The 19082-nt window shown below is 59.7% G+C and carries 19 protein-coding genes and 1 tRNA gene; 12 read left to right on the top strand and 8 right to left on the bottom strand.

What is annotated here, in order from left to right; all coding sequences use genetic code 11:
- Positions 1-151: 151 nt before the first annotated feature.
- Entirely contained in the window at positions 152-1771 is a 1620-nt protein-coding gene (locus tag KHA73_RS20815) for an ABC-F family ATP-binding cassette domain-containing protein (RefSeq protein ID WP_234586405.1), read from the top strand.
- Here KHA73_RS20815 and pdxR read toward each other — a convergent pair.
- The gene (gene pdxR, locus KHA73_RS20810; protein WP_234586404.1) at positions 1759-3237 is read right to left on the bottom strand and encodes a MocR-like pyridoxine biosynthesis transcription factor PdxR; all 1479 of its coding nucleotides are present in this window, start codon (positions 3235-3237) and stop codon (positions 1759-1761) included. The two genes, KHA73_RS20815 and pdxR, sit on opposite strands and share 13 nt — an antisense overlap.
- A 121-nt stretch (positions 3238-3358) precedes the next feature.
- On the opposite strand from pdxR, the gene KHA73_RS20805 reads away from it, so the two are divergent.
- From KHA73_RS20805 to KHA73_RS20795, 3 genes are read left to right on the top strand one after another with little or no spacing between them, the layout of a single operon-like run.
- Positions 3359-4624: a 4-aminobutyrate--2-oxoglutarate transaminase gene (locus KHA73_RS20805; protein WP_234586403.1), complete on the top strand. Its 1266-nt coding sequence runs from the start codon at positions 3359-3361 to the stop codon at positions 4622-4624.
- A gap of 13 nt (positions 4625-4637) precedes the next feature.
- Positions 4638-6092, top strand: a complete 1455-nt coding sequence (locus KHA73_RS20800) for an NAD-dependent succinate-semialdehyde dehydrogenase (RefSeq protein ID WP_234586402.1) — start codon at positions 4638-4640, stop codon at positions 6090-6092.
- 58 nt (positions 6093-6150) lie between these two features.
- Entirely contained in the window at positions 6151-7395 is a 1245-nt protein-coding gene (locus KHA73_RS20795; protein WP_234586401.1) for an aromatic amino acid transport family protein, read from the top strand.
- A gap of 70 nt (positions 7396-7465) precedes the next feature.
- Here KHA73_RS20795 and yfcF read toward each other — a convergent pair whose 3' ends face one another.
- Positions 7466-8101 carry a glutathione transferase gene (gene yfcF / locus KHA73_RS20790; RefSeq protein WP_234586400.1) on the bottom strand — a complete coding sequence of 212 codons (636 nt, stop codon included), beginning with the start codon at positions 8099-8101 and terminating at the stop codon, positions 7466-7468.
- 172 nt (positions 8102-8273) lie between these two features.
- Between yfcF and KHA73_RS20785 the strand changes: the two genes are divergently transcribed.
- From KHA73_RS20785 to KHA73_RS20765, 5 genes are all read left to right on the top strand, one after another.
- Entirely contained in the window at positions 8274-8990 is a 717-nt protein-coding gene (locus KHA73_RS20785; RefSeq protein WP_234586399.1) for an HPP family protein, read from the top strand.
- A gap of 111 nt (positions 8991-9101) precedes the next feature.
- The gene (locus KHA73_RS20780; RefSeq protein ID WP_234586398.1) at positions 9102-9995 is read left to right on the top strand and encodes an aminoglycoside phosphotransferase family protein; all 894 of its coding nucleotides are present in this window, start codon (positions 9102-9104) and stop codon (positions 9993-9995) included.
- A gap of 177 nt (positions 9996-10172) precedes the next feature.
- A complete protein-coding gene (locus KHA73_RS20775; protein ID WP_234586396.1) occupies positions 10173-10457 on the top strand; it encodes a hypothetical protein in 285 nt (94 codons plus the stop codon).
- Between the two features lie 19 nt (positions 10458-10476).
- Positions 10477-10809 (top strand): hypothetical protein, encoded by a 333-nt coding sequence (locus KHA73_RS20770; RefSeq protein WP_234586395.1) that lies wholly within the window; start codon positions 10477-10479, stop codon positions 10807-10809.
- Positions 10781-10990, top strand: coding sequence for a hypothetical protein (locus KHA73_RS20765; RefSeq protein WP_234586394.1), 210 nt, complete (start codon positions 10781-10783; stop codon positions 10988-10990). Before KHA73_RS20770 ends, KHA73_RS20765 begins: the two co-directional genes overlap by 29 nt.
- A gap of 151 nt (positions 10991-11141) precedes the next feature.
- On the opposite strand, the gene KHA73_RS20760 is transcribed toward KHA73_RS20765, so the two are convergent.
- The gene (locus KHA73_RS20760) at positions 11142-11483 is read right to left on the bottom strand and encodes a hypothetical protein (RefSeq protein ID WP_234586393.1); all 342 of its coding nucleotides are present in this window, start codon (positions 11481-11483) and stop codon (positions 11142-11144) included.
- Positions 11484-11549: 66 nt separating this feature from the next.
- Positions 11550-11625, bottom strand: a tRNA-Ile gene (locus KHA73_RS20755).
- 147 nt (positions 11626-11772) lie between these two features.
- Between KHA73_RS20755 and mug the strand changes: the two genes are divergently transcribed.
- Positions 11773-12261, top strand: coding sequence for a G/U mismatch-specific DNA glycosylase (gene mug, locus KHA73_RS20750; protein ID WP_234586392.1), 489 nt, complete (start codon positions 11773-11775; stop codon positions 12259-12261).
- Between the two features lie 71 nt (positions 12262-12332).
- Here the strand turns inward: mug and rpoD are convergent, their stop codons facing one another.
- The 3 genes from rpoD to rpsU all read right to left on the bottom strand — a co-directional run bounded on the left by rpoD (position 12333) and on the right by rpsU (position 16488).
- Complete coding sequence (gene rpoD / locus KHA73_RS20745; RefSeq protein ID WP_234586391.1) at positions 12333-14171, bottom strand: RNA polymerase sigma factor RpoD; 1839 nt, start codon at positions 14169-14171, stop codon at positions 12333-12335.
- A gap of 216 nt (positions 14172-14387) precedes the next feature.
- Positions 14388-16136, bottom strand: coding sequence for a DNA primase (gene dnaG, locus KHA73_RS20740; RefSeq protein WP_234586390.1), 1749 nt, complete (start codon positions 16134-16136; stop codon positions 14388-14390).
- Between the two features lie 136 nt (positions 16137-16272).
- A complete protein-coding gene (rpsU, locus tag KHA73_RS20735; RefSeq protein ID WP_001144069.1) occupies positions 16273-16488 on the bottom strand; it encodes a 30S ribosomal protein S21 in 216 nt (71 codons plus the stop codon).
- 325 nt (positions 16489-16813) lie between these two features.
- Here rpsU and tsaD point away from each other — a divergent pair, with 325 nt between their 5' ends.
- Complete coding sequence (gene tsaD / locus KHA73_RS20730) at positions 16814-17827, top strand: tRNA (adenosine(37)-N6)-threonylcarbamoyltransferase complex transferase subunit TsaD (protein WP_234586389.1); 1014 nt, start codon at positions 16814-16816, stop codon at positions 17825-17827.
- Between the two features lie 66 nt (positions 17828-17893).
- On the opposite strand, the gene plsY is transcribed toward tsaD, so the two are convergent.
- Positions 17894-18535 (bottom strand): glycerol-3-phosphate 1-O-acyltransferase PlsY, encoded by a 642-nt coding sequence (gene plsY / locus KHA73_RS20725; RefSeq protein WP_234586388.1) that lies wholly within the window; start codon positions 18533-18535, stop codon positions 17894-17896.
- 107 nt (positions 18536-18642) lie between these two features.
- On the opposite strand from plsY, the gene folB reads away from it, so the two are divergent.
- Positions 18643-19002: a bifunctional dihydroneopterin aldolase/7,8-dihydroneopterin epimerase gene (gene folB, locus KHA73_RS20720; protein ID WP_234586387.1), complete on the top strand. Its 360-nt coding sequence runs from the start codon at positions 18643-18645 to the stop codon at positions 19000-19002.
- Positions 19003-19082 lie beyond the last annotated feature (80 nt).

Below are 19082 nucleotides of genomic sequence, written 5' to 3'. Positions count from 1 at the left end.
AACAAAAGATCGGTTAGCATTTGCGCGTTGCAAATTCCTTCTCTCTGCGGAGCCACTACCGAAAATGAACACCCACGCCTGCTGATATCTTGTCCCACGCTGAGCACTCCGGTGCCTTGTGGGGATGTTTTGATCTCATTCAGGAGTGCTTATGGCTCATTTCGCGCAGCCCCCTCATTTTGTTTTACACCAACTGACCTGCCAATTTGCTGACGGCGAGACGCTGTTCGGCCCGCTGGATCTCACTTTCGACCAACAACGCTGCGGCCTGGTCGGGCGCAATGGCGTGGGGAAAACCCGGCTGCTGCGCCTGATAGCCGGGTTGGATCTGCCGGGCAATGGGCATGTGGAATCCGATGCTTCGCTGGCCTATGTGGCGCAGCAGCCGGAAATTGCGCCCCATGCCACGCTGGCGCAGCTGTTGGGCTACGGTGAGCTCTTTGCCGCGTTGGCCCGCGTCGATCAGGGGCGGCCGCAGGCGGACGATATCGATCGCCTGGAAGGGCAGTGGGATCTGGCCGATCGTCTGCGAACCGCCTTTGCCGCCGCCGGGCTGCCGGCGTTCGATCCGCAGCGGCCCGCAAGCTGTTTGAGCGGCGGCGAGCGGATGCGCGCGTCGCTGTGCGCCGCCATGCTGAGCGCGGCGGATTTCCTGCTGCTGGACGAACCGACCAACCATCTGGACGCCAATGGCCGCGACTGGCTGTACCGGCAGTTGGATCAGTGGCGTGGCGGGCTGCTGATCGCCAGCCACGACCGGCAATTGCTGGCGCGCATGGAGCGCATCGTCGAACTGACGCCCGGTGCGCTGCACAGCTACGGCGGCAACTACCATGACTACCGCCGCCAGCGCGAGCTGGAACAGCAGGCGGCGCGCGGCGCGTTGGAACATGCGCGGCAGGAACGCCGGCGCACCCGCGCCCGGCAACAGAAAGAACATGACATGAGCCAACGGCGCTCGGCGCAAACGCTGAGAAGCGTCGATACGCTGAATATCGCCTCGTTTGAACGCGTTGCCTACAAGGCGGCGGCCAAGGAGAGCCTCGGCACGCTGCGTAAACAGCATCAGGAGCAAAGGGGCGCGCTCGACGCCGCGGTGTATGAGGCTTACCAACGGCTGGAAGAGGACAGCCCGGTGATGCTAGCCCTGCCGGGCACTGAGGTTGCCGCCGGTAAACAGGTGCTGGTGCTCGAGCAACTGCGGTTGCCCTTCGTCGCCGCGCCGCCGCTGGATCTGCGCATCGACGGGCCGATGCGCGTGGCGCTGACCGGCCCGAACGGCTGCGGTAAATCCACGCTGCTGAAGGTGATCCTCGGCCAGCTGGCGCCGCTCGCCGGGCGGTGCCGCTGCCCGCTGCCGCTGGCCTATCTCGATCAAACCCTCTCGCAGCTCGACGCGCGCCTTTCGATGGTGGAGCATTTGGGGCTGCAGGACTCGCCGTTGGCGGAGGGCGCGCTACGCACCCGGCTGGCGCAGCTGCAGCTCGGCGCGGATCGCATCGCTTTGCCGCTGGGATCGCTGAGCGGCGGCGAACGCCTGAAGGCGGCGCTGGCCTGCGCGCTGTGGCGGCGCCAACCGGCGCAGCTGCTGTTGCTGGATGAACCGACCAACCATCTGGATCTGGCCTCGTCGCTGGCAATCGAAAGCGCATTGGCGGATTTCCCCGGCGCGATGCTGGTGGTATCGCACGACGAAGACTTCCTGCAGGGGCTGAAGCTGACGCACCGTCTGCACCGGCAGGCGAACGGTTGGCGGCTTCAGGCCTGGTAAGGCGCGTTGATGCAGGCCAACAGCTGGATAAAGGCGGCGGCCATCTGCTCTTCCGGCACGCAGGCGAAGCCCATCAGCAGGCCGCGCCGGCGGTTGGGCAGCATGTAATAGCGCGACAGCGGCCGCACCAGCACCCCGCGCGCGCCGGCGGCGGCGGCGATCGCCACGTCGTCGGCCTCGTCCGGCAGGTTGAGGATCAGATGCAGCCCGGCGTTGCTGTTGAATTCGCTCAGCGCCTGTTTGCCCAGGTGCTGTTCGATAAGATGGGTGAGGAAGGCGCGCCGCCGCGCGTACAGCAACCGCATGCGGCGGATATGCGCGCTGTAGTGGCCCTCCTGAATGAACTCCGCCAGCGCGGTCTGGATCAGCAGGTGGCCGCCGCGGTACAGCTCGGCGTGGGCGGTTTTCAGCGCCTGCGCCAGCTGCGGCGGCAGCACCACGTAGCCGAGCCGCAGCGCCGGGTACAGCGTTTTGCTGAAGGTGCCGATGTAGATCACCGGCGCATCGGCTTCCAGCCCCTGTAGCGCCGGGATCGGCTGGCCGGAGAAACGGAACTCGCTGTCGTAGTCGTCTTCGACGATCCAACTGCCGGCGTTGCGCGCCAGCGCCAGCAAGCGCTGACGGCGCGCCAGGCTCATCACCGAACCCAGCGGATACTGGTGCGACGGGGTGACGAAAATCAGCCGCGGCGGCGAGGTGGGGTGCTCCGGCGGCACCAGGCCGGCCTCATCCACCGCCAGCGGGCAGATGTTCAGCGCATTCATCCGCAGTATATTGCGGATGCCCCAATAGCCGGGCTCTTCGATCCAGGCGTCGTCCCCAGGATTGCACAGCATGCGTGTCACCAGATCTATCGCCTGATGAATGCCCTCGGTAATTAATATTTGCTCCGGCGAGCAGCGCACCGAACGCGCCACCCGCAGGTAGTCCACCAGAGCGTGCTGCAGCTCGGGGCTGCCGCCCTGGTTGCTGTAGGTCAGCCGTTGCGGGGCCGGGCGGCGGCTGATGCGCGCCTGGATCTTGCTGAACAGCTGGTGCGGAAAGGCATTGACGTCCGGCACGCCGGGAATGAATGCCCCCCACTGTTTGGGGCTGGCGCTGGCGTGGTGCAGCAGCGCGGCGCCGCGATCCGACAGCTCTATGCCCCTCTGCTGGCCGTTGCCGCCGGCGGGCACGCTGCTGGTGGATAAACAGCTGTCCGGCACGGTTTCGGCGACGAATGTTCCGCTGCCGGCGCGCGCCAAAACATAGCCTTCCGCCAACAGTTGTTCATAAACGGTTAAAACCGTGTTACGAGACAGGCTGAGCTCCTGCGCCAGATCGCGCGAGGCGGGCAGGCGGCTGGAAGGCGGCAGGCTGCCGTCCAGAATGCTGGTGCGGATCGCGTTATACAGGCGCTTATGCAGCTTATCATAGGGCTGTTCGCCGAGGCGCTGCAGCAGCAGGTCACCACTCAGTGAGCGCAATTGGATCCCTCAATTATTCGTAACTGGCACTCGATTATAGGGCCACATCCTGTGTAAATAAACGTCATTGTTTCACGAATGTGAACGAAACGTATAACAGGCACCGACCGGAGAGAACAGCATGAAAAACGCAGAATTGAACCAACGCCGTCAGGACGCCACCCCGCGCGGGGTGGGCGTGATGTGTGGTTTTTACGCCGAGCGCGCAGAGAACGCCACGCTGTGGGATGTGGAAGGCAATGAAGTTATCGATTTTGCCTCGGGCATTGCGGTGCTGAATACCGGGCACCGTCATCCAAAGGTGATCGCGGCGATTGAAAAACAGCTGCAGGCCTTCACTCATACCGCTTACCAGATTGTTCCTTACGAAAGCTATGTCGCGCTGGCGGAGCGCATCAACCAGCGCGCGCCGATCGCCGGGCCATGTAAAACCGCGTTCTTCACCACCGGCGCGGAAGCGGTGGAGAACGCGGTGAAAATCGCCCGCGCCCATACCGGCCGGCCGGGCCTGATCACCTTCGGCGGCGGCTTCCACGGCCGCACCTACATGACCATGGCGCTGACCGGCAAAGTGGCCCCTTACAAACTGGGCTTCGGGCCGTTCCCCGGCTCGGTGTTCCACGGCCAGTACCCGAATGCGCTGTACGGCGTGAGCACTGAAGACGCGATGAACAGCCTGGAACGCATCTTTAAAGCGGATATCGATCCCAAACAGGTGGCGGCGATTGTGCTGGAGCCGGTACAGGGCGAAGGCGGCTTCAACGTGGCGCCGGCCGATTTCATGCAGGCGTTGCGCACGCTGTGCGACCAGCACGGCATTCTGCTGATTGCCGACGAAGTGCAGACCGGTTTCGCCCGTACCGGCAAGCTGTTCGCCATGGAACATTACAGCGTCAAACCGGATCTGATCACCATGGCGAAAAGCCTGGCGGGCGGCATGCCGCTGTCGGCGGTGGCGGGCCGGGCGGAAGTGATGGACGCGCCGGCGCCGGGCGGGCTGGGCGGCACCTACGCCGGTAACCCGTTGGCGGTGGTGGCGGCGCACGCGGTGCTGGACGTGATTGAAGAAGAGCAGCTGTGCCAGCGTGCGCAGCGTCTGGGCCAACATCTGGTGGAAGTGCTGCAGCAGGCGCGCAAAACCAGCCCGGCGATCGCCGATATCCGCGCCCAGGGTTCGATGGTGGCGGTGGAGTTCAACGATCCGGCCACCGGCAAACCTTCGGCGGAGATCACCCGCCAGGTGCAGCAGAAGGCGCTGGAAGAAGGGCTGTTGCTGCTGAGCTGCGGCGTGAACGGCAACGTGATCCGCTTCCTGTATCCGCTGACCATTCCTGAAGATCAGTTCACCAAGGCGCTGGGCATCCTGTCCCGCGCGCTGGCCCTGTAAGGAGAGCGCGGCGATGAAACTGAATAACCCCGAGCTGCTGCGCAGCCAGTGCCTGATCAACGGCGAGTGGTGCGACGCGCTGAGCGGCAAGCGCGAGGCCGTGATCAACCCGGCCACCGGCGCAGAGCTGGCCAGCATTCCGCTGGTGAGCGAAGAAGAAACTCAGCAGGCGATCAACGCGGCGCAGCTGGCGCAGCACAGCTGGAAGCAGCTGACCGCCAAACAACGCTCCGCCTTGCTGCTGGCCTGGGCCGACAGGGTGCTGGCCGCCCAGGAAGATCTGGCGCAGCTGATGACCGCCGAGCAGGGTAAATCGCTGGCGGAAGCGCGCGGCGAAGTAGCCTACGCGGCTTCGTTTATCACCTGGTTCGCCGAAGAAGCCAAGCGGGTCGACGGCGCGGTGTTGCAGGCGCCGCAGGCCACGCAGCGGCTGGTGGTGGTGAAGCAGCCGATTGGCGTGTGCGCGGCCATTACCCCGTGGAACTTCCCGGCGGCGATGATCACCCGCAAGGTGGCGCCGGCGCTGGCGGCAGGCTGCGCCATTATCGTCAAACCGGCCGAGCAAACCCCGCTGACCGCGCTGGCGTTGGCCAAGCTGGCGCAGGACGCCGGCATTCCGCCGGGCGTGCTGCAGGTGGTGACCGGCGAAGCGGCGCAGGTGGGCAAGGTGCTGTGCGACAGCCCGGTGGTGCGCAAGCTGAGTTTTACCGGCTCGACCGAAGTTGGCCGCATCCTGATGGCGCAATGCGCGCCGAGCATCAAGAAGCTGTCGCTGGAACTGGGCGGCAACGCGCCGGTGATCGTGTTCGACGACGCCAACCTGGACGCGGCGGTGGCGGGCATCATGGCCTCCAAATTCCGCAACAGCGGCCAGACCTGCGTCTGCGCCAACCGTATCTATGTGCAGGACGGCATCTATGACCGTCTGGCGGAGAAGCTGGTAGCGGCGGTCGAACAGCTGAAGGTCGGCGACGGCAGCCACGAGGGCACCACTCAGGGGCCGCTTATCGACAGCGACGCGGTAGAGAAAGTGCAGAGCCATATCGACGATGCGTTGATCAAGGGCGCGCAGATCGCCACCGGCGGGCAACCGCACGCGTTGGGCGGCACCTTCTTCCAGCCGACGGTGGTGACCGGCGTTACCCAGAAGATGCGCTTCGCCAAAGAGGAGACCTTCGGCCCGGTAGCGCCGCTGTTCCGTTTTCATGACGAAGCGGAAGCCATCGCCATGGCCAACGACACCGAATTCGGCCTGGCGGCCTACCTGTTCACGCAGAACGCCTCGCGCCAGTGGCGGGTGCCGGAAGCGTTGGAATACGGCATGGTTGGCATCAATACCGGACTGATTTCCAACGAAGTCGCGCCGTTTGGCGGCGTGAAACAGTCAGGGCTCGGGCGTGAAGGATCGCGCTACGGGATAGAAGAATATCTGGAGCTGAAATACCTGTGTATCGATGTGAGCTGTTAACCACCGGGAAATTAACCCGTCCCGGTGGCCGGAGCCGCCGGGCGATAAAGGATGATGCATGTCTTCTGATAACACCTATGTTTCTCCGGCGCTTGCCGCCGGGGTGCGAGCACCTGCACCCGCCAAATCACTGAGTTTCCTCGAAGGGGTGGCGATGATTGTCGGCACCAACATCGGCGCCGGCGTGTTGTCCATCGCCTACGCCTCCAGCAAGGCCGGCTTTTTGCCGCTGCTGTTCTGGCTGATGCTGGTCGGCGGGTTGACCACCATCACCATGCTGTATGTCGCCGAATCCACGCTGCGCACCCGCGCGCACCTGCAGCTGAGCGGGCTGGCGAAGCGCTACGTCGGCGGCGCCGGCGCCTGGCTGATGTTCGCTTCGGTGTGCGTTAACAGCGTCGGCGCGCTCACCGCCTATATGACCGGCAGCGGCAAGCTGCTGCAGTCGCTGTTCGGCATCTCGCCGGCGCTCGGCAGCCTGCTGTTCTTCGTACCGGCGGCGGGAGTGTTGTATCTCGGGCTGAAGGCGATTGGCCGCGGCGAGAAGTTTATCAGCATCGGCATGGTAGTGATGCTGACCGCGCTGGTGGCGGCGACGCTGCTGAAAGACACCACCCAGATGCGCAACCTGCTGGACGGCGACTGGCGCTTTATGGTGCCGGTGTTCAACGTGGTGGTGTTCTGCTTCTCGGCGCAGTACATCGTGCCGGAAATGGCGCGCGGCTTCTCCGATAAGCCCGAGCAGCTGCCGAAGGCGATTATCGTCGGCATGGTGGTGACCTTCGTGCTGCTGGCGGCGGTGCCGATGTCGGTGATTGCGCTCAGCGGGCTGGACGATATCTCAGACGTGGCGACCATCTCCTGGGGCCAGGCGCTGGGGCAGTGGGCGTTCTTCTCCGCCAACGTCTTTGCGCTGTGCGCAATGCTGACCTCGTACTGGGGGCTGGGCGGCAGCTTCCTGACCAATATTTTCGACAAGTTCCGGCTGGGCAACGACGAGCTGCCGTTGCGCCGCTTCGGCGTGCTGCTGCTGGTGGTAGTGCCGCCGTTCGCGCTGGCCTACAGCGGCCTGGTGTCGTTCGTTAACGCGCTGTATTTCGCCGGGGTGTTCAGCGGGGTGATCCTGTCGATCATGCCGATGCTGATCCTGCGCGGCGCGCGCAAACATGGCGATCAAACCCCGCGCTGGCAGTGCGGCTGGATCACCCATCCGCTGTTGCAGAACAGCATCGTGCTGCTGTATCTGGGCAGCGCGGTATACGCCATCGCTTCACTGTTAGGCTATCTGCCCTCTGGATGGTGACTTGCCTTCCCTCAAGTAGTGATGTTGTTTCTCGGCATTGAGAACGGCGGCGTCGTGGCCGCCGATTTTTTTAGCCGCGCATTTTCGCCGGCAGCGCCAGCCAGGCCTGCACCGAAGGGCGTTGCCACTGTTTATGCGCATAGTGGCGAAGGCTTTCCGGCACCGCGTCGCCGTGCATCACCAGCCGGTTGAGCATCAGCGCCAGATCGGTATCGGCGATGCACCACTCCCTGAACAGATTATCCTGCCCGTGGCTCAGCAGCTTCTCGACGGCGGCGATCAGCTTGTGCGCTGCGCCCTGTGCCGCGGCGGACAGCGGCGGGAACTTGCCATCGCTGAAGATCACTTCGGTAGAACGCTCGGCGCGGATCGGCATAAAGTCGCTGCGCAACCAGGCCTGGATCTCACGCGCTTTGGCGCGCTGTTTGACGTCGCGCGGGTAGATGGCATGGGCCGGGTGGATGTCCTCCAGATATTCGGCAATCGCCGAAGACTCGGACAGCTGAAACTCCCCGATGACCAGGGTCGGCACCCGGCGCGTCAGCGACAGCGAGACATAGGCGGCCTGCTGGTGCTCTTCCTTAGCCAAATCAACCGGCTTCACGTTGAACGGGATAGCTTTTTCCGTCAGCGCAACAAACGCCGACAGGGCGTAAGGGCTGAAGAATTGGCTGTCGGTATAGAGTTCGACAATCGGTTGCGACATCAGCGGTTCCTCTGGCTAAGGGAGTAAGAATATTGATAATTGCCGAGGGGTGGCTAAAAATCAATCTGTTAGGGCAAAAGTTGTTGCCGGCGGCGGCTCGCGCCGCCGTTATTCAGCGTTGATGATGTGATATCTTTGTTGCCAACAAGTGAATCAAGCCGTATCGGGTAACATGAAGACGCAGTGGATTGAAAGTGTGAAGGTAGGATGTGCGCGCCTGTGGCCGCATCCGCTGGCGGTGGGCAAGAAAGAGATTTTGCTTTCCAGCCTGGGAGCGGGGCTGGGGTTAACGATCGCCAGCTGGGTCAGCCATTTTATTCTGGGTGAGGTGAACCTGTGGTTTATCGCGCCGATGGGGGCCTCGGCGGTATTGCTGTTTGGCGTGCCTAACAGCCCGCTGGCGCAGCCCTGGTCGATCGTTGGCGGCAATACGCTGGCGGCGGCGGTGGGCGTCAGCTGCGGTTTGCTGATTGCCGACCCCGGTTTAGCCTGCGGGCTGGCGGCCTGCCTGGCGATCGGCCTGATGTTCAGGCTGCGCTGCCTGCACCCGCCGGGCGGGGCGGTGGCGCTGACCGCCATCCTCGGTGGCCCGGGTGTCCACCAGATGGGCTACCATTTCGTGCTTTACCCGGTGCTGCTCAATTCGCTGCTGCTGGCGGCGCTGGCGATACTGTTCAATAACCTGGCCGGGCGGCGTTATCCGCACACCCTGGCGCCGGCGGAGGCCAAACCGGCCAACCTGCCGATCGATGCGGTGTCTATCACCCGCGCCGACCTGCACCAAGCGCTGATGCAGGGTGAGCTGTTCGATATCGACGAGGACGATCTGCAGGAAATCCTGCTGCGCGCCGAGCAGCTGGCCCACCGGCGGCAAAATCCGGGAGGGTGAAACGCCTCTGAGCGTTGCGCTGGCGGGCGGTATCGGTGTGCGGGTTTATGCCCCGATGTTTTGCTAAGCTAGGCTCAAACTTGAGCTGTTGATAAATAGCGTATTGAGCCGATGAACATTGACGAGAAGCTTGTCTCTCAACTTATTGCCACCCAGTTCCCACATTGGGCGAATTTACCCCTACGGCCAGTTGATGCCGGGGGCTGGGATAATAGGGTTTTTCATTTGGGTAATCAGATGCTGGTAAGGATGCCAAGCGCTGAATGTTATGCTTCTCAAGTGGAAAAAGAGCAGTTCTGGTTGCCAAAGCTGGCTCCCTTGCTGCCGATCCCCATTTCCACGCCTTTGGCGCTGGGTAAACCGGCCGAGAATTACCCCTGGAAATGGTCTATCTATCGCTGGATTGAGGGCGAAACCGCAGCATCTTCTCCAGTCGCAAATCTTGGCGAGTTTGCCGGCGATCTCGCCCGGTTCCTGCTGGCCTTACATAGCATCGACTCTGCGGGCGGGCCTGCGGCGGGAAAACAGAACTTCCACCGGGGCGGTTCACTCAGTGTCTATGACGCCGAAACGCGGCAAGCAATCTCGGATTTGGCCGCCAGGATTAACGTGAGTTTGCTTACCGAGATTTGGGATGCCGGATGCGCCACGATCTGGACAAAGGCGCCGGTGTGGGTGCATGGCGACATAAGCGCAGGCAACCTTTTGGTTAAAAATCATCGACTCAGCGCGGTGATTGATTTTGGCCAACTGGGCGTGGGTGATCCCGCATGTGATGTTGTTATCGCCTGGACCTACCTTGATGCATACAGCAGACCAGCATTCCGTGAGGCTTTGTCGATTGATGCCAATACGTGGGCGCGCGGCCGGGCCTGGGCGTTATGGAAGGCGTTGATTGTGGCTGTGAAACCCGATAATACCAATGCCGTTGAAGCCAGGCAGGCCTGGCGGACTATTGAGCAGATTATTGCTGAGTGGAAGGCGACGCGCGAAGCGGGCAGGTGAGGTGGGGACAGCATCCGCGCAAGCGATGTTGAACCTCTTTCAGAATCGCCGCGACCATACAACGGCAGGTTTTCGGATTTGATGTGACAGCGGCGCTCTCGGGGGGATGTGCTGCAGCGTTGAGTTTTTGGACAAGCCTAGTATAAGGTACGGCCTTGGAACAGAAAAGGGACTGTTATGGATGCTAAAGCAGTAGCGCAGGGAATTCTCGAAGGGATTGAGTCCTTACCCAAAGGCATAGGTTATAGCGTTCGCCGTACATGGCAAGGCGCAGGGTTAGCGGGCGGGGAGTTCAAGCGCCGGAATGAACTTGAAACGGAAAGATTCATTAGAGTTATTCGTGCGGGTTATGGCCTCGAAGCTCCTTTACGTGAGCTGATCACCATCATCATTCGTGACTGTTATCAACGGATGAATGCACAAACTCAAACCGCATTAGGACAAAAAATTAAGCCTTGCTGAAGGTTATGCTACGGGGCGTATGGGGACTCAGTTCATTCTGGTACAGCAGATCACGCATCACATTTTAAAAAAAGCTATCGGCAGCACTCTTTTCAAATGGGCATTTAAAGGCATCACCGTTGCAGGTCTGAACATCATTCTTTTGCAAGGGATTATCGAACAAGCTGCTGTAGCTTCGCGCCGATTACGCGAAAAATACCCCTCAACGTACCACAAGCTAACCCCGCGAAATTTGGACATGCTGTATTTTCTGACGGAGGAATATCTTGAACCCTTCGTTGCCTACTCCAGCAAATCGAAAATGTTCTGTGAAGGTGTGAATAATGAGCTATCTAAAGTCTTGGGGCAGTAAGCTCGGCAAAGGATTGTCTCATGTTGTAGAGGCGATTTTCAGCGGAATATTTTCTGTTGCGGCTTTTGGGGCGCTGTTCTGGTTTGATGAGTGGTGGCAGCGAATTTTAAGCGCCGCCATCTTCCTGTTACTGGTGTTTGCAACTATTGCTTTGTGCGGTCTTTTTCGAGGCGAAAGGTAGTATTCTGCCATTTGGTGCGCCTGTGCGCCGTTCTAAGCGCTCCATCAGTCCGTCAGCAATTCCCGCGCGTGAGTAAATCCGATCACCGCGGCAGCGAGCCGTCAGCGCGGCAGGATGCCACTAAATCAACGTCTCTGCCACGAAAACGGCACTACACCGCACCCGCCTGCGCAATTTGGATCAGGAAATTTACATCAATAGTTCTTCTAATCAGTTTTGCGCAGGTGTTAACCATGAGCTGGCTAAAATCCTTTCTTGTGAAGTTAGTTAAATTTTTTGGCCGGTAAACTGCTGACCTGGCTGAGTCCATAGCCATTGGCCTGTTCTCTATAGCGGCATTTGTTGCATTGTTCTGGTTTGACGAGTGGTGGAAATCAATCTCTATGGCTATCGCGATCTTCTTTGTCGGCTTCCTGGTGAGCTTAGCGATTGGGTGGTTACGAGGTGAGAAATGAAAGAAAATGGCGGCAGACTGCTGCCATTTTGCTGCCACTGGCCCCAGAAAACAAAAAAGCCACCTCATAGGATGGCTTAATTATATGAATTTAAAGCTAGAATTTGGTGGCCCCTGCTGGGTTTGAACCAGCGACCAAGCGATTATGAGTCGCCTGCTCTAACCACTGAGCTAAGGGGCCAAGCGGCGAGATTATACGGTAATCCTTCGGCGCAGGTCTACTGTTACCCGCCCGTATGTTGCTTTTCTGTGCAGTTCTAGCCTGTTGTAATTGTTGGCGGATTTTGCGATAACCGCTGTAAATCCCTTTAATGGACTCGCGATACTCATGGAACTCCTGGCGCCCGATCTGCGGGTGGTGTTTTGCGGCATCAATCCCGGCCTTTCCTCCGCCCATCAGGGCTACCCCTTCGCCAACGGCAGCAACCGCTTCTGGAAGGTGCTGCACCAGGCCGGCTTTACCCGCAGCCAGCTGGCGCCGGAGCAGTGGCGCCAGCTGCAGGATAATGGCTGCGGCATCACCGCGCTGGTGGCGCGCCCGACGGTAGCGGCCAGCGAGCTGACGCGCGACGAACTGCGCGGCGGCGGCGAGGCGTTGAGAGACAAAATTATGCGTTATCAGCCGCGCGCCCTGGCGATCCTTGGCAAGCAGGCGTTCAGCACCGCCTTCGGGATAAAAAATGCGCCCTGGGGCAGGCAGGAGATGATGCTGGGCGCAACCGAGGTGTGGGTGTTGCCTAACCCCAGCGGATTGAACCGCGCCACGCTGGAGCAGCTTACCGCCAGCTACCGAGAGCTGTTCCTGGCTCTGGGGTGAGCAGCGCGATAAATAGCAGGCAATAAAAAACCCCGGCGAGCCGGGGTTTTGTTTGTTGCCGACAGCGGGCCTTAGTCGTCCAGGAAGCTGCGCAGCACTTCGGAACGGCTTGGGTGGCGCAGCTTGCGCAACGCCTTGGCTTCGATCTGGCGAATACGCTCGCGGGTAACGTCGAACTGTTTGCCCACTTCTTCCAGCGTATGATCGGTGTTCATGTCGATGCCGAAACGCATGCGCAGCACTTTAGCCTCACGCGCGGTCAGCCCGGCCAGCACGTCGTGCGTGGCGGAACGCAGGCTTTCCGAGGTCGCGGAATCCAGCGGCAGCTCGAGGGTGGTGTCCTCGATGAAATCGCCCAGATGTGAATCTTCATCATCGCCGATCGGCGTTTCCATGGAGATCGGCTCTTTGGCGATCTTCAGCACTTTGCGGATCTTGTCTTCCGGCATCAGCATGCGCTCAGCCAGCTCTTCCGGCGTCGGTTCACGGCCCATCTCTTGCAGCATCTGGCGCGAGATACGATTGAGCTTGTTGATGGTCTCAATCATGTGCACCGGAATACGGATGGTACGCGCCTGGTCGGCGATGGAGCGGGTGATGGCCTGACGGATCCACCAGGTGGCGTAAGTCGAGAACTTGTAACCACGGCGGTATTCAAACTTGTCTACCGCTTTCATCAAGCCGATGTTGCCTTCCTGGATCAGATCCAGGAACTGCAGGCCGCGGTTGGTGTATTTCTTGGCGATGGAAATAACCAGACGCAGGTTAGCCTCAACCATCTCTTTCTTCGCGCGGCGGGCTTTCGCTTCACCGATCGACATGCGGCGGTTGATGTCTTTGACCTGCTCGATGGTCAGGCCGGTTTCTTCTTCGATCTGGCGCAGCTTCTGCAGGCTGCGCTGCACGTCTTCCGCAACGTCTTTCAGCTTCTCTGACCATGGCTTGGCCATTGCCAGCGCCGCTTCGAACCAGGAATCGCTGGTTTCGTTGCCGGCGAACAGGGTGACGAAGTTTTTCTTCGGCATTTTGCACTGTTCAACGCACAGCTTCATGATGATGCGTTCCTGAGTACGGACGCGGTCCATCATGACGCGCATGCTGTTGACCAGGAAGTCGAACTGCTTAGGCACCAGGCGGAACTGCTTGAACACTTCAGACAGCTTCAGGATCTCTTCTGCTGCGCTGGCGTGGCTGCGGCCGTTCTTTTTGATCACCAGACGGGTCGCTTCGTACTGATCGCGCAGATCGGTAAATTTCTGGCGCGCCAGTTCCGGATCGATGCTGTTGTCGTCTTCAGCGTCGTCGTCTTCATCTTCGTCTTCTTCGTCGTCGTCCTGTTCTTCGGTCGACAGTTCAGAACCGACGTGCGTGGCGGTTGGGGCGATGTCCTCTTCCGCGTTCGGATCGACGAAGCCGGTGATCAGGTCAGACAGGCGCGCTTCGCCCGCTTCGACGCGATCGTACTGTTCCAGCAGGTAGGTAATGGCTTCCGGGTATTCTGCGACGGAGCACTGCACCTGGTTGATGCCGTCTTCGATGCGTTTGGCGATGTCGATTTCGCCTTCGCGCGTCAGCAGCTCAACGGTACCCATTTCGCGCATGTACATGCGCACCGGGTCAGTGGTGCGCCCGATTTCAGATTCCACGCTGGACAGCACCTGAGCGGCGGCTTCTTCCGCATCTTCGTCGGTGCTGTTTGAGTTTTCAGCAAGCAGCAGGTCATCGGCATCCGGTGCTTCTTCCATCACCTGGATGCCCATGTCGTTAATCATCTGGATGATGTCTTCGATCTGATCGGAGTCGACGATATCTTCCGGCAGATGGTCATTGACCTCAGCATAGGTCAGATAGCCTTGCTCCTTACCACGTTGGACAAGAAGTTTAAGCTGTGACTGCGGGTTTTGCTCCATAAGACGGTATCCACACTTCAGAGTATTTGGGTTGGTGTCGGTCGGCGAAACCGCCAACAATAGCATTTGGGGCGTTTTTGTTGTTGCCGCGGCCCACTGTGGCGGCATATTGCAGGGCTCTGCCCTCGCATTTATCGGCACTTAAGCCGTTGTATTCTTTATTCTTCATGCCTCAGGCGCGTTGGCTGCCCGCAACCTGAGCCATGCTGGCTAAATTCAGTTTTTCTTCGCTAAAACCTGGTTGAGCGAACGGACTTCTTCACGTTCTTCCGGGCTTAGGCCGTGCGTCCTGGCCTGCGCGATCAGCGTTTCCAGCCGCTGCTCGAGCACCGAGTCATACAGGCTGGCCAACGTATCCAAAAAGGTCTGTTCGACCATGTCCTCAACGATCATATGGTTCCATGACGCCAGGGTTTCAAGCTGCTGGCTGAATTTGTCGTCGCGATACAGCTCCAGCAACTGCCCGGTGCTCAACCCCGGCTGCGCCAGACAGGTCTGCACCAGTTCGACGAACAGCGGCAACCCCGCCTGCTTGGTTTGCTCCAATCCCTCCAGCGAAGGGATAAGTGTAGCCAATTGCGGATTTTGCACCAGTAACCCTATCAGTATACGCATGGTTGTGCGTTTTAGCTGGGGCGCCTGATAGGTATTCGCATTTTCAGCCTGCTTGGGCATCAGCTTGTCGAGCTGGCTGTCGTCCAGCAACCCCAGCTTGCTGCCGAGCTGTTGGCGCAGATACAAGCGCAACGTTTCGCCCGGCACCTGAGTAATCAGCGGCAGCGCCAGCGTGCTCAGCTTGGCGCGCCCGTCCGGGCTGCTCAGATCCACCTGCGGCATCAGGGTTTCGAACAGGAAAGTGGAAAGCGGCTGCGCCTGCTCCATTCGTTGTTCGAACGCCTCTTTGCCTTCTTTGCGCACCAGCGTGTCCGGGTCTTCGCCATCGGGCAAAAACATGAACCGCAGCTGGCGCCCGTCGTTCAGGTAGGGCAGCGCAGTTTCCAGCGCGCGCCAGGCGGCTTCACGGCCGGCCCGGTCGCCGTCATAACAACAGACCACGTTGTCGGTGGCGCGGAACAGCAGCTGAATATGTTCAGCCGTCGTTGAGGTTCCGAGCGAGGCGACGGCATAATCGATACCGTATTGCGCCAGCGCCACCACGTCCATATAACCTTCCACTACCAGCAACCGCTGCGGGGTAGGGTGGTTCTGTTGTGCTTCATACAGGCCGTACAATTGACGGCCCTTGTGGAATACTTCGGTTTCCGGCGAGTTCAGGTATTTCGGCATGCCGTCACCCAGCACGCGCCCGCCAAAGGCGATCACTCGCCCGCGTTTGTCGCGGATAGGGAACATCACGCGTTCACGGAAACGATCGTACGTGCGTCCTTGATCGTTAGTCACCAGCATGCCGGCATCGTTCAATGCCTGGCGTGAGTCGGCGTCGCGCCCAAAACGCTTCAGCGCGTTATCCCACCCCGCCGGCGCGAAGCCGATGGCGAAATGGCGGATAACGTCGTCACTCAACCCGCGCTGTTGCAAATAATTGCGCGCCGGCGTGCCGGAAGATTGATGCAGTGACTGTTGATAGAACGCGCTGAGCTGTTCCATCAGTTGGTACAGGCTTTGGCGCTGATGACGTTCGATCTGGGTCGGCCCGGTGCCTGCCTCGTAAGGCACTTCCAGCCCGTGCATGGTCGCCAGCTCTTCGATGGTTTCGACAAACTCGAGCCTGTCGTAATTCATCAAAAAGTCGACGGCGTTGCCGTGCGCGCCACAACCAAAACAGTGGTAAAACTGCTTGTCGCCATTAACGGTAAATGAAGGCGTCTTTTCGTGGTGGAACGGACAGCACGCGTGGTAGTTCTTGCCCTGCTTCTTGAGCTTCACGCGGGCGTCGATCAAATCGACGATGTCGGTGCGAGCCAGCAAGTCATTGATAAATACGCGCGGAATTCGTCCAGCCATAAGCCCTTACTTCATTAGCCTATAAACGAGAACAAGCCGCGCATTCCTTTCGGAAAGCACGGCCTTCGTATGCAACTACTCAGTCTGCGCGATTTTTAAAATCAGAAATTCACGCGGTGGGGTTGCCCCCGAAGAATTAATACAGACGAGTGCGGCGTGCGTTTTCGCGAGCCAGTTTCTTCGCGTGACGTTTCACAGCGGAAGCTTTAGCGCGTTTACGTTCGGTAGTCGGTTTTTCATAGAACTCACGACGACGAACTTCAGCTAAAACGCCTGCTTTCTCGCAAGAGCGTTTGAAACGACGCAGAGCAACGTCAAATGGCTCGTTTTCACGTACTTTAATTACCGGCATGTGCCTCTCACCTCAATAAAATTCGGTTTGCTGCTGGCCAAGCGCCAGCCTTTTCAAAATGGTGCGGAATTTTACTTCAACGGATGCTGCTTTGTAAAGCACCACAGCAAATTGAAACCTGCGCCGCCCTGGTAAAACGTGCGCAATTTTGCATCGGGCGCTGATTATAGACTAATCAGAAAAAAATGCTCGTTTTTAATCAAACCGGCATTTACCGCAGGAATCATCGACATAGCGGCGAGGTGGCGACAAGGTGCGCGGCGCTGGCGGTAAATGGCGCCGATTGTGATAAACTGGCGGCCGCACGTGAATGATGGGAAATGTAATGCGAGTACTGGGTATAGAAACTTCCTGCGATGAAACCGGAATTGCAGTGTATGACGATCAAGCCGGTTTATTGGCCAACCAATTATACAGCCAGGTGAAGCTGCATGCCGACTACGGCGGCGTGGTGCCGGAACTGGCCTCCCGCGATCACGTGCGCAAAACCGTGCCGCTGATCCAGGCCGCGTTAAAAGAAGCCAACCTGACCGCAGCCGATATCGACGGCGTGGCCTATACCGCCGGGCCGGGTCTGGTGGGGGCACTGCTGGTCGGCGCTACCGTCGGCCGCGCGCTGGCGTTCGCCTGGAACGTGCCGGCGGTGCCGGTGCACCATATGGAAGGCCACCTGCTGGCGCCGATGCTGGAAGACAACCCGCCGGCGTTCCCGTTTGTCGCGCTGCTGGTTTCCGGCGGCCATACCCAGTTGATCAGCGTCACCGGCATCGGTGAGTACGAACTGCTGGGCGAATCGATCGACGACGCCGCCGGCGAAGCCTTCGATAAAACCGCCAAGCTGCTCGGGCTGGATTACCCCGGCGGGCCGATGCTGTCGAAGATGGCGCAGCAAGGAATGGCGGGGCGCTTTACCTTCCCGCGGCCGATGACCGATCGCCCGGGGCTGGATTTCAGCTTCTCCGGCCTGAAAACCTTCGCGGCCAACACCATTCGTTCCAACGGCGACGACGATCAAACCCGCGCCGACATCGCCCGCGCATTTGAAGATGCGGTGGTGGATACGCTGGCGATCAAGTGCAAGCGCGCACTGGAGCAAACCGGCTTCAAACGGCTGGTAATGGCGGGCGGCGTCAGCGCCAACCGCACGCTGCGCGCCAAGCTGGCGGAGATGATGCATAAGCGCGGCGGGGAAGTGTTCTATGCCCGCCCGGAATTCTGTACCGACAACGGCGCGATGATTGCCTATGCCGGCCTGGTGCGGCTGCAAAGCGGCGCCAACCCCGAGCTGAGCGTTTCGGTGCGGCCGCGCTGGCCGTTGGCGGAGCTGCCTGCGGTATAAGCGGAATGGCTGTGCGTATTCACAGATAGCAGATAAAGAAAAGGCCGGGGATTTCCGGCCTTTCTTTCAGGGTTCTTTCTTCTCTTCTTCCGCTTCGGCCGCGTCGGCTTTCTTCTTGCGGAACTTGCCCCAGATTTTTCCTTCCTGGCCGCGCCACAGGCGCTGGATATTATCGTGATGCCGCATCAGGATCAGGCAGGAGAGCATCGCTACCGGGAAGGTGAACTGCGGTTTGAACCACCAAACGTAGAACGGGGCGATCAGCGCGCTGACGATGGCGCCCAGTGAAGAATAACCGCTGAGCAGCACCGTCAGCAGCCAGGTGCCGGTCATCAGGCCGGTCAGATCCCAGCCGATAGGCGCGATGGCGCCGAAGGCCGTCGCCACGCCCTTGCCGCCGCGGAAGTGGAAGAACACCGGGTAGATATGCCCCAGGCAGGCGGCGATCGCCGTCAGGCCCAGATACAGCGGCGGCACCTCCAGCTTATAGGCCAGCCAGACCGGCAGCATTCCTTTCAGGATATCGAATACCAGCACCGCCGCCGCCGCCAGGCGGCCGCCGATGCGCAGGACGTTGGTCGCTCCTGGATTCCCTGAGCCATGTTCACGCGGATCGGGCAGCCTGGCGATCCGGCAAACCAGGATCGCGCTGGAAATTGAGCCACACAGATACGCGAAGATAATCATGCCAAGCGCGGTAGCACTCATAACGCGGTTCCGTTTAATAATGGTCGTTTTACTTGCAACATCTATGGATAATACGCATATTCCGCTGGAAGTGGTATCCGGCAAGGCCAAAAACAGAGAATGACGTGATGGATATCGTATTTATTGAAGAGCTTACCGTAATTACCACCATTGGCGTTTATGATTGGGAACAAAGCATTCGTCAGAAGCTGGTGTTCGATATCGAAATGGGCTGGGATAACCGCAAAGCCGCCGCCAGCGACGACGTCAACGACTGCCTGAGCTACGCCGACATCAGTGAAGCCATCATCCAGCACGTCGAACCAAACCGCTTCGCGCTGGTGGAGCGCGTGGCGGAGGAAATATCCGAAATTTTGCTCCAGCGCTTCAATTCCCCCTGGGTCCGTATTAAGGTCAGCAAACCGGGCGCTGTAGCACATGCCAATCGGGTCGGCGTCATCATTGAACGCGGCACCCGTCCTGCGTGATTTTTATGTCATCTGCATGCAACGAAAGGCCGTTAACCTGGTCTTAACCTGAGAGTTGTTTTAGCGGCATTGTATTGAGC

This window comes from Serratia entomophila (assembly GCF_021462285.1).
Taxonomy (GTDB): domain Bacteria; phylum Pseudomonadota; class Gammaproteobacteria; order Enterobacterales; family Enterobacteriaceae; genus Serratia; species Serratia entomophila.
The sequence above is the reverse complement of the archived record's forward strand: the minus strand, read 5'-3'. Positions and strand labels throughout refer to the sequence as shown.

Coding starts and splice junctions, on each gene's coding strand:
- folB (WP_234586387.1), top strand. CDS start 18,643: ATGGATATCGTATTTATTGAAGAGCTTACCGTAATTACCACCATTGGC.
- KHA73_RS20815 (WP_234586405.1), top strand. CDS start 152: ATGGCTCATTTCGCGCAGCCCCCTCATTTTGTTTTACACCAACTGACC.
- KHA73_RS20805 (WP_234586403.1), top strand. CDS start 3,359: ATGAAAAACGCAGAATTGAACCAACGCCGTCAGGACGCCACCCCGCGC.
- KHA73_RS20770 (WP_234586395.1), top strand. CDS start 10,477: ATGGGGACTCAGTTCATTCTGGTACAGCAGATCACGCATCACATTTTA.
- rpoD (WP_234586391.1), bottom strand. CDS start 14,171: ATGGAGCAAAACCCGCAGTCACAGCTTAAACTTCTTGTCCAACGTGGT.
- yfcF (WP_234586400.1), bottom strand. CDS start 8,101: ATGTCGCAACCGATTGTCGAACTCTATACCGACAGCCAATTCTTCAGC.
- plsY (WP_234586388.1), bottom strand. CDS start 18,535: ATGAGTGCTACCGCGCTTGGCATGATTATCTTCGCGTATCTGTGTGGC.
- KHA73_RS20765 (WP_234586394.1), top strand. CDS start 10,781: ATGAGCTATCTAAAGTCTTGGGGCAGTAAGCTCGGCAAAGGATTGTCT.
- dnaG (WP_234586390.1), bottom strand. CDS start 16,136: ATGGCTGGACGAATTCCGCGCGTATTTATCAATGACTTGCTGGCTCGC.
- tsaD (WP_234586389.1), top strand. CDS start 16,814: ATGCGAGTACTGGGTATAGAAACTTCCTGCGATGAAACCGGAATTGCA.
- KHA73_RS20780 (WP_234586398.1), top strand. CDS start 9,102: ATGAACATTGACGAGAAGCTTGTCTCTCAACTTATTGCCACCCAGTTC.
- KHA73_RS20775 (WP_234586396.1), top strand. CDS start 10,173: ATGGATGCTAAAGCAGTAGCGCAGGGAATTCTCGAAGGGATTGAGTCC.
- mug (WP_234586392.1), top strand. CDS start 11,773: ATGGAACTCCTGGCGCCCGATCTGCGGGTGGTGTTTTGCGGCATCAAT.
- KHA73_RS20795 (WP_234586401.1), top strand. CDS start 6,151: ATGTCTTCTGATAACACCTATGTTTCTCCGGCGCTTGCCGCCGGGGTG.
- KHA73_RS20800 (WP_234586402.1), top strand. CDS start 4,638: ATGAAACTGAATAACCCCGAGCTGCTGCGCAGCCAGTGCCTGATCAAC.
- rpsU (WP_001144069.1), bottom strand. CDS start 16,488: ATGCCGGTAATTAAAGTACGTGAAAACGAGCCATTTGACGTTGCTCTG.
- KHA73_RS20785 (WP_234586399.1), top strand. CDS start 8,274: ATGAAGACGCAGTGGATTGAAAGTGTGAAGGTAGGATGTGCGCGCCTG.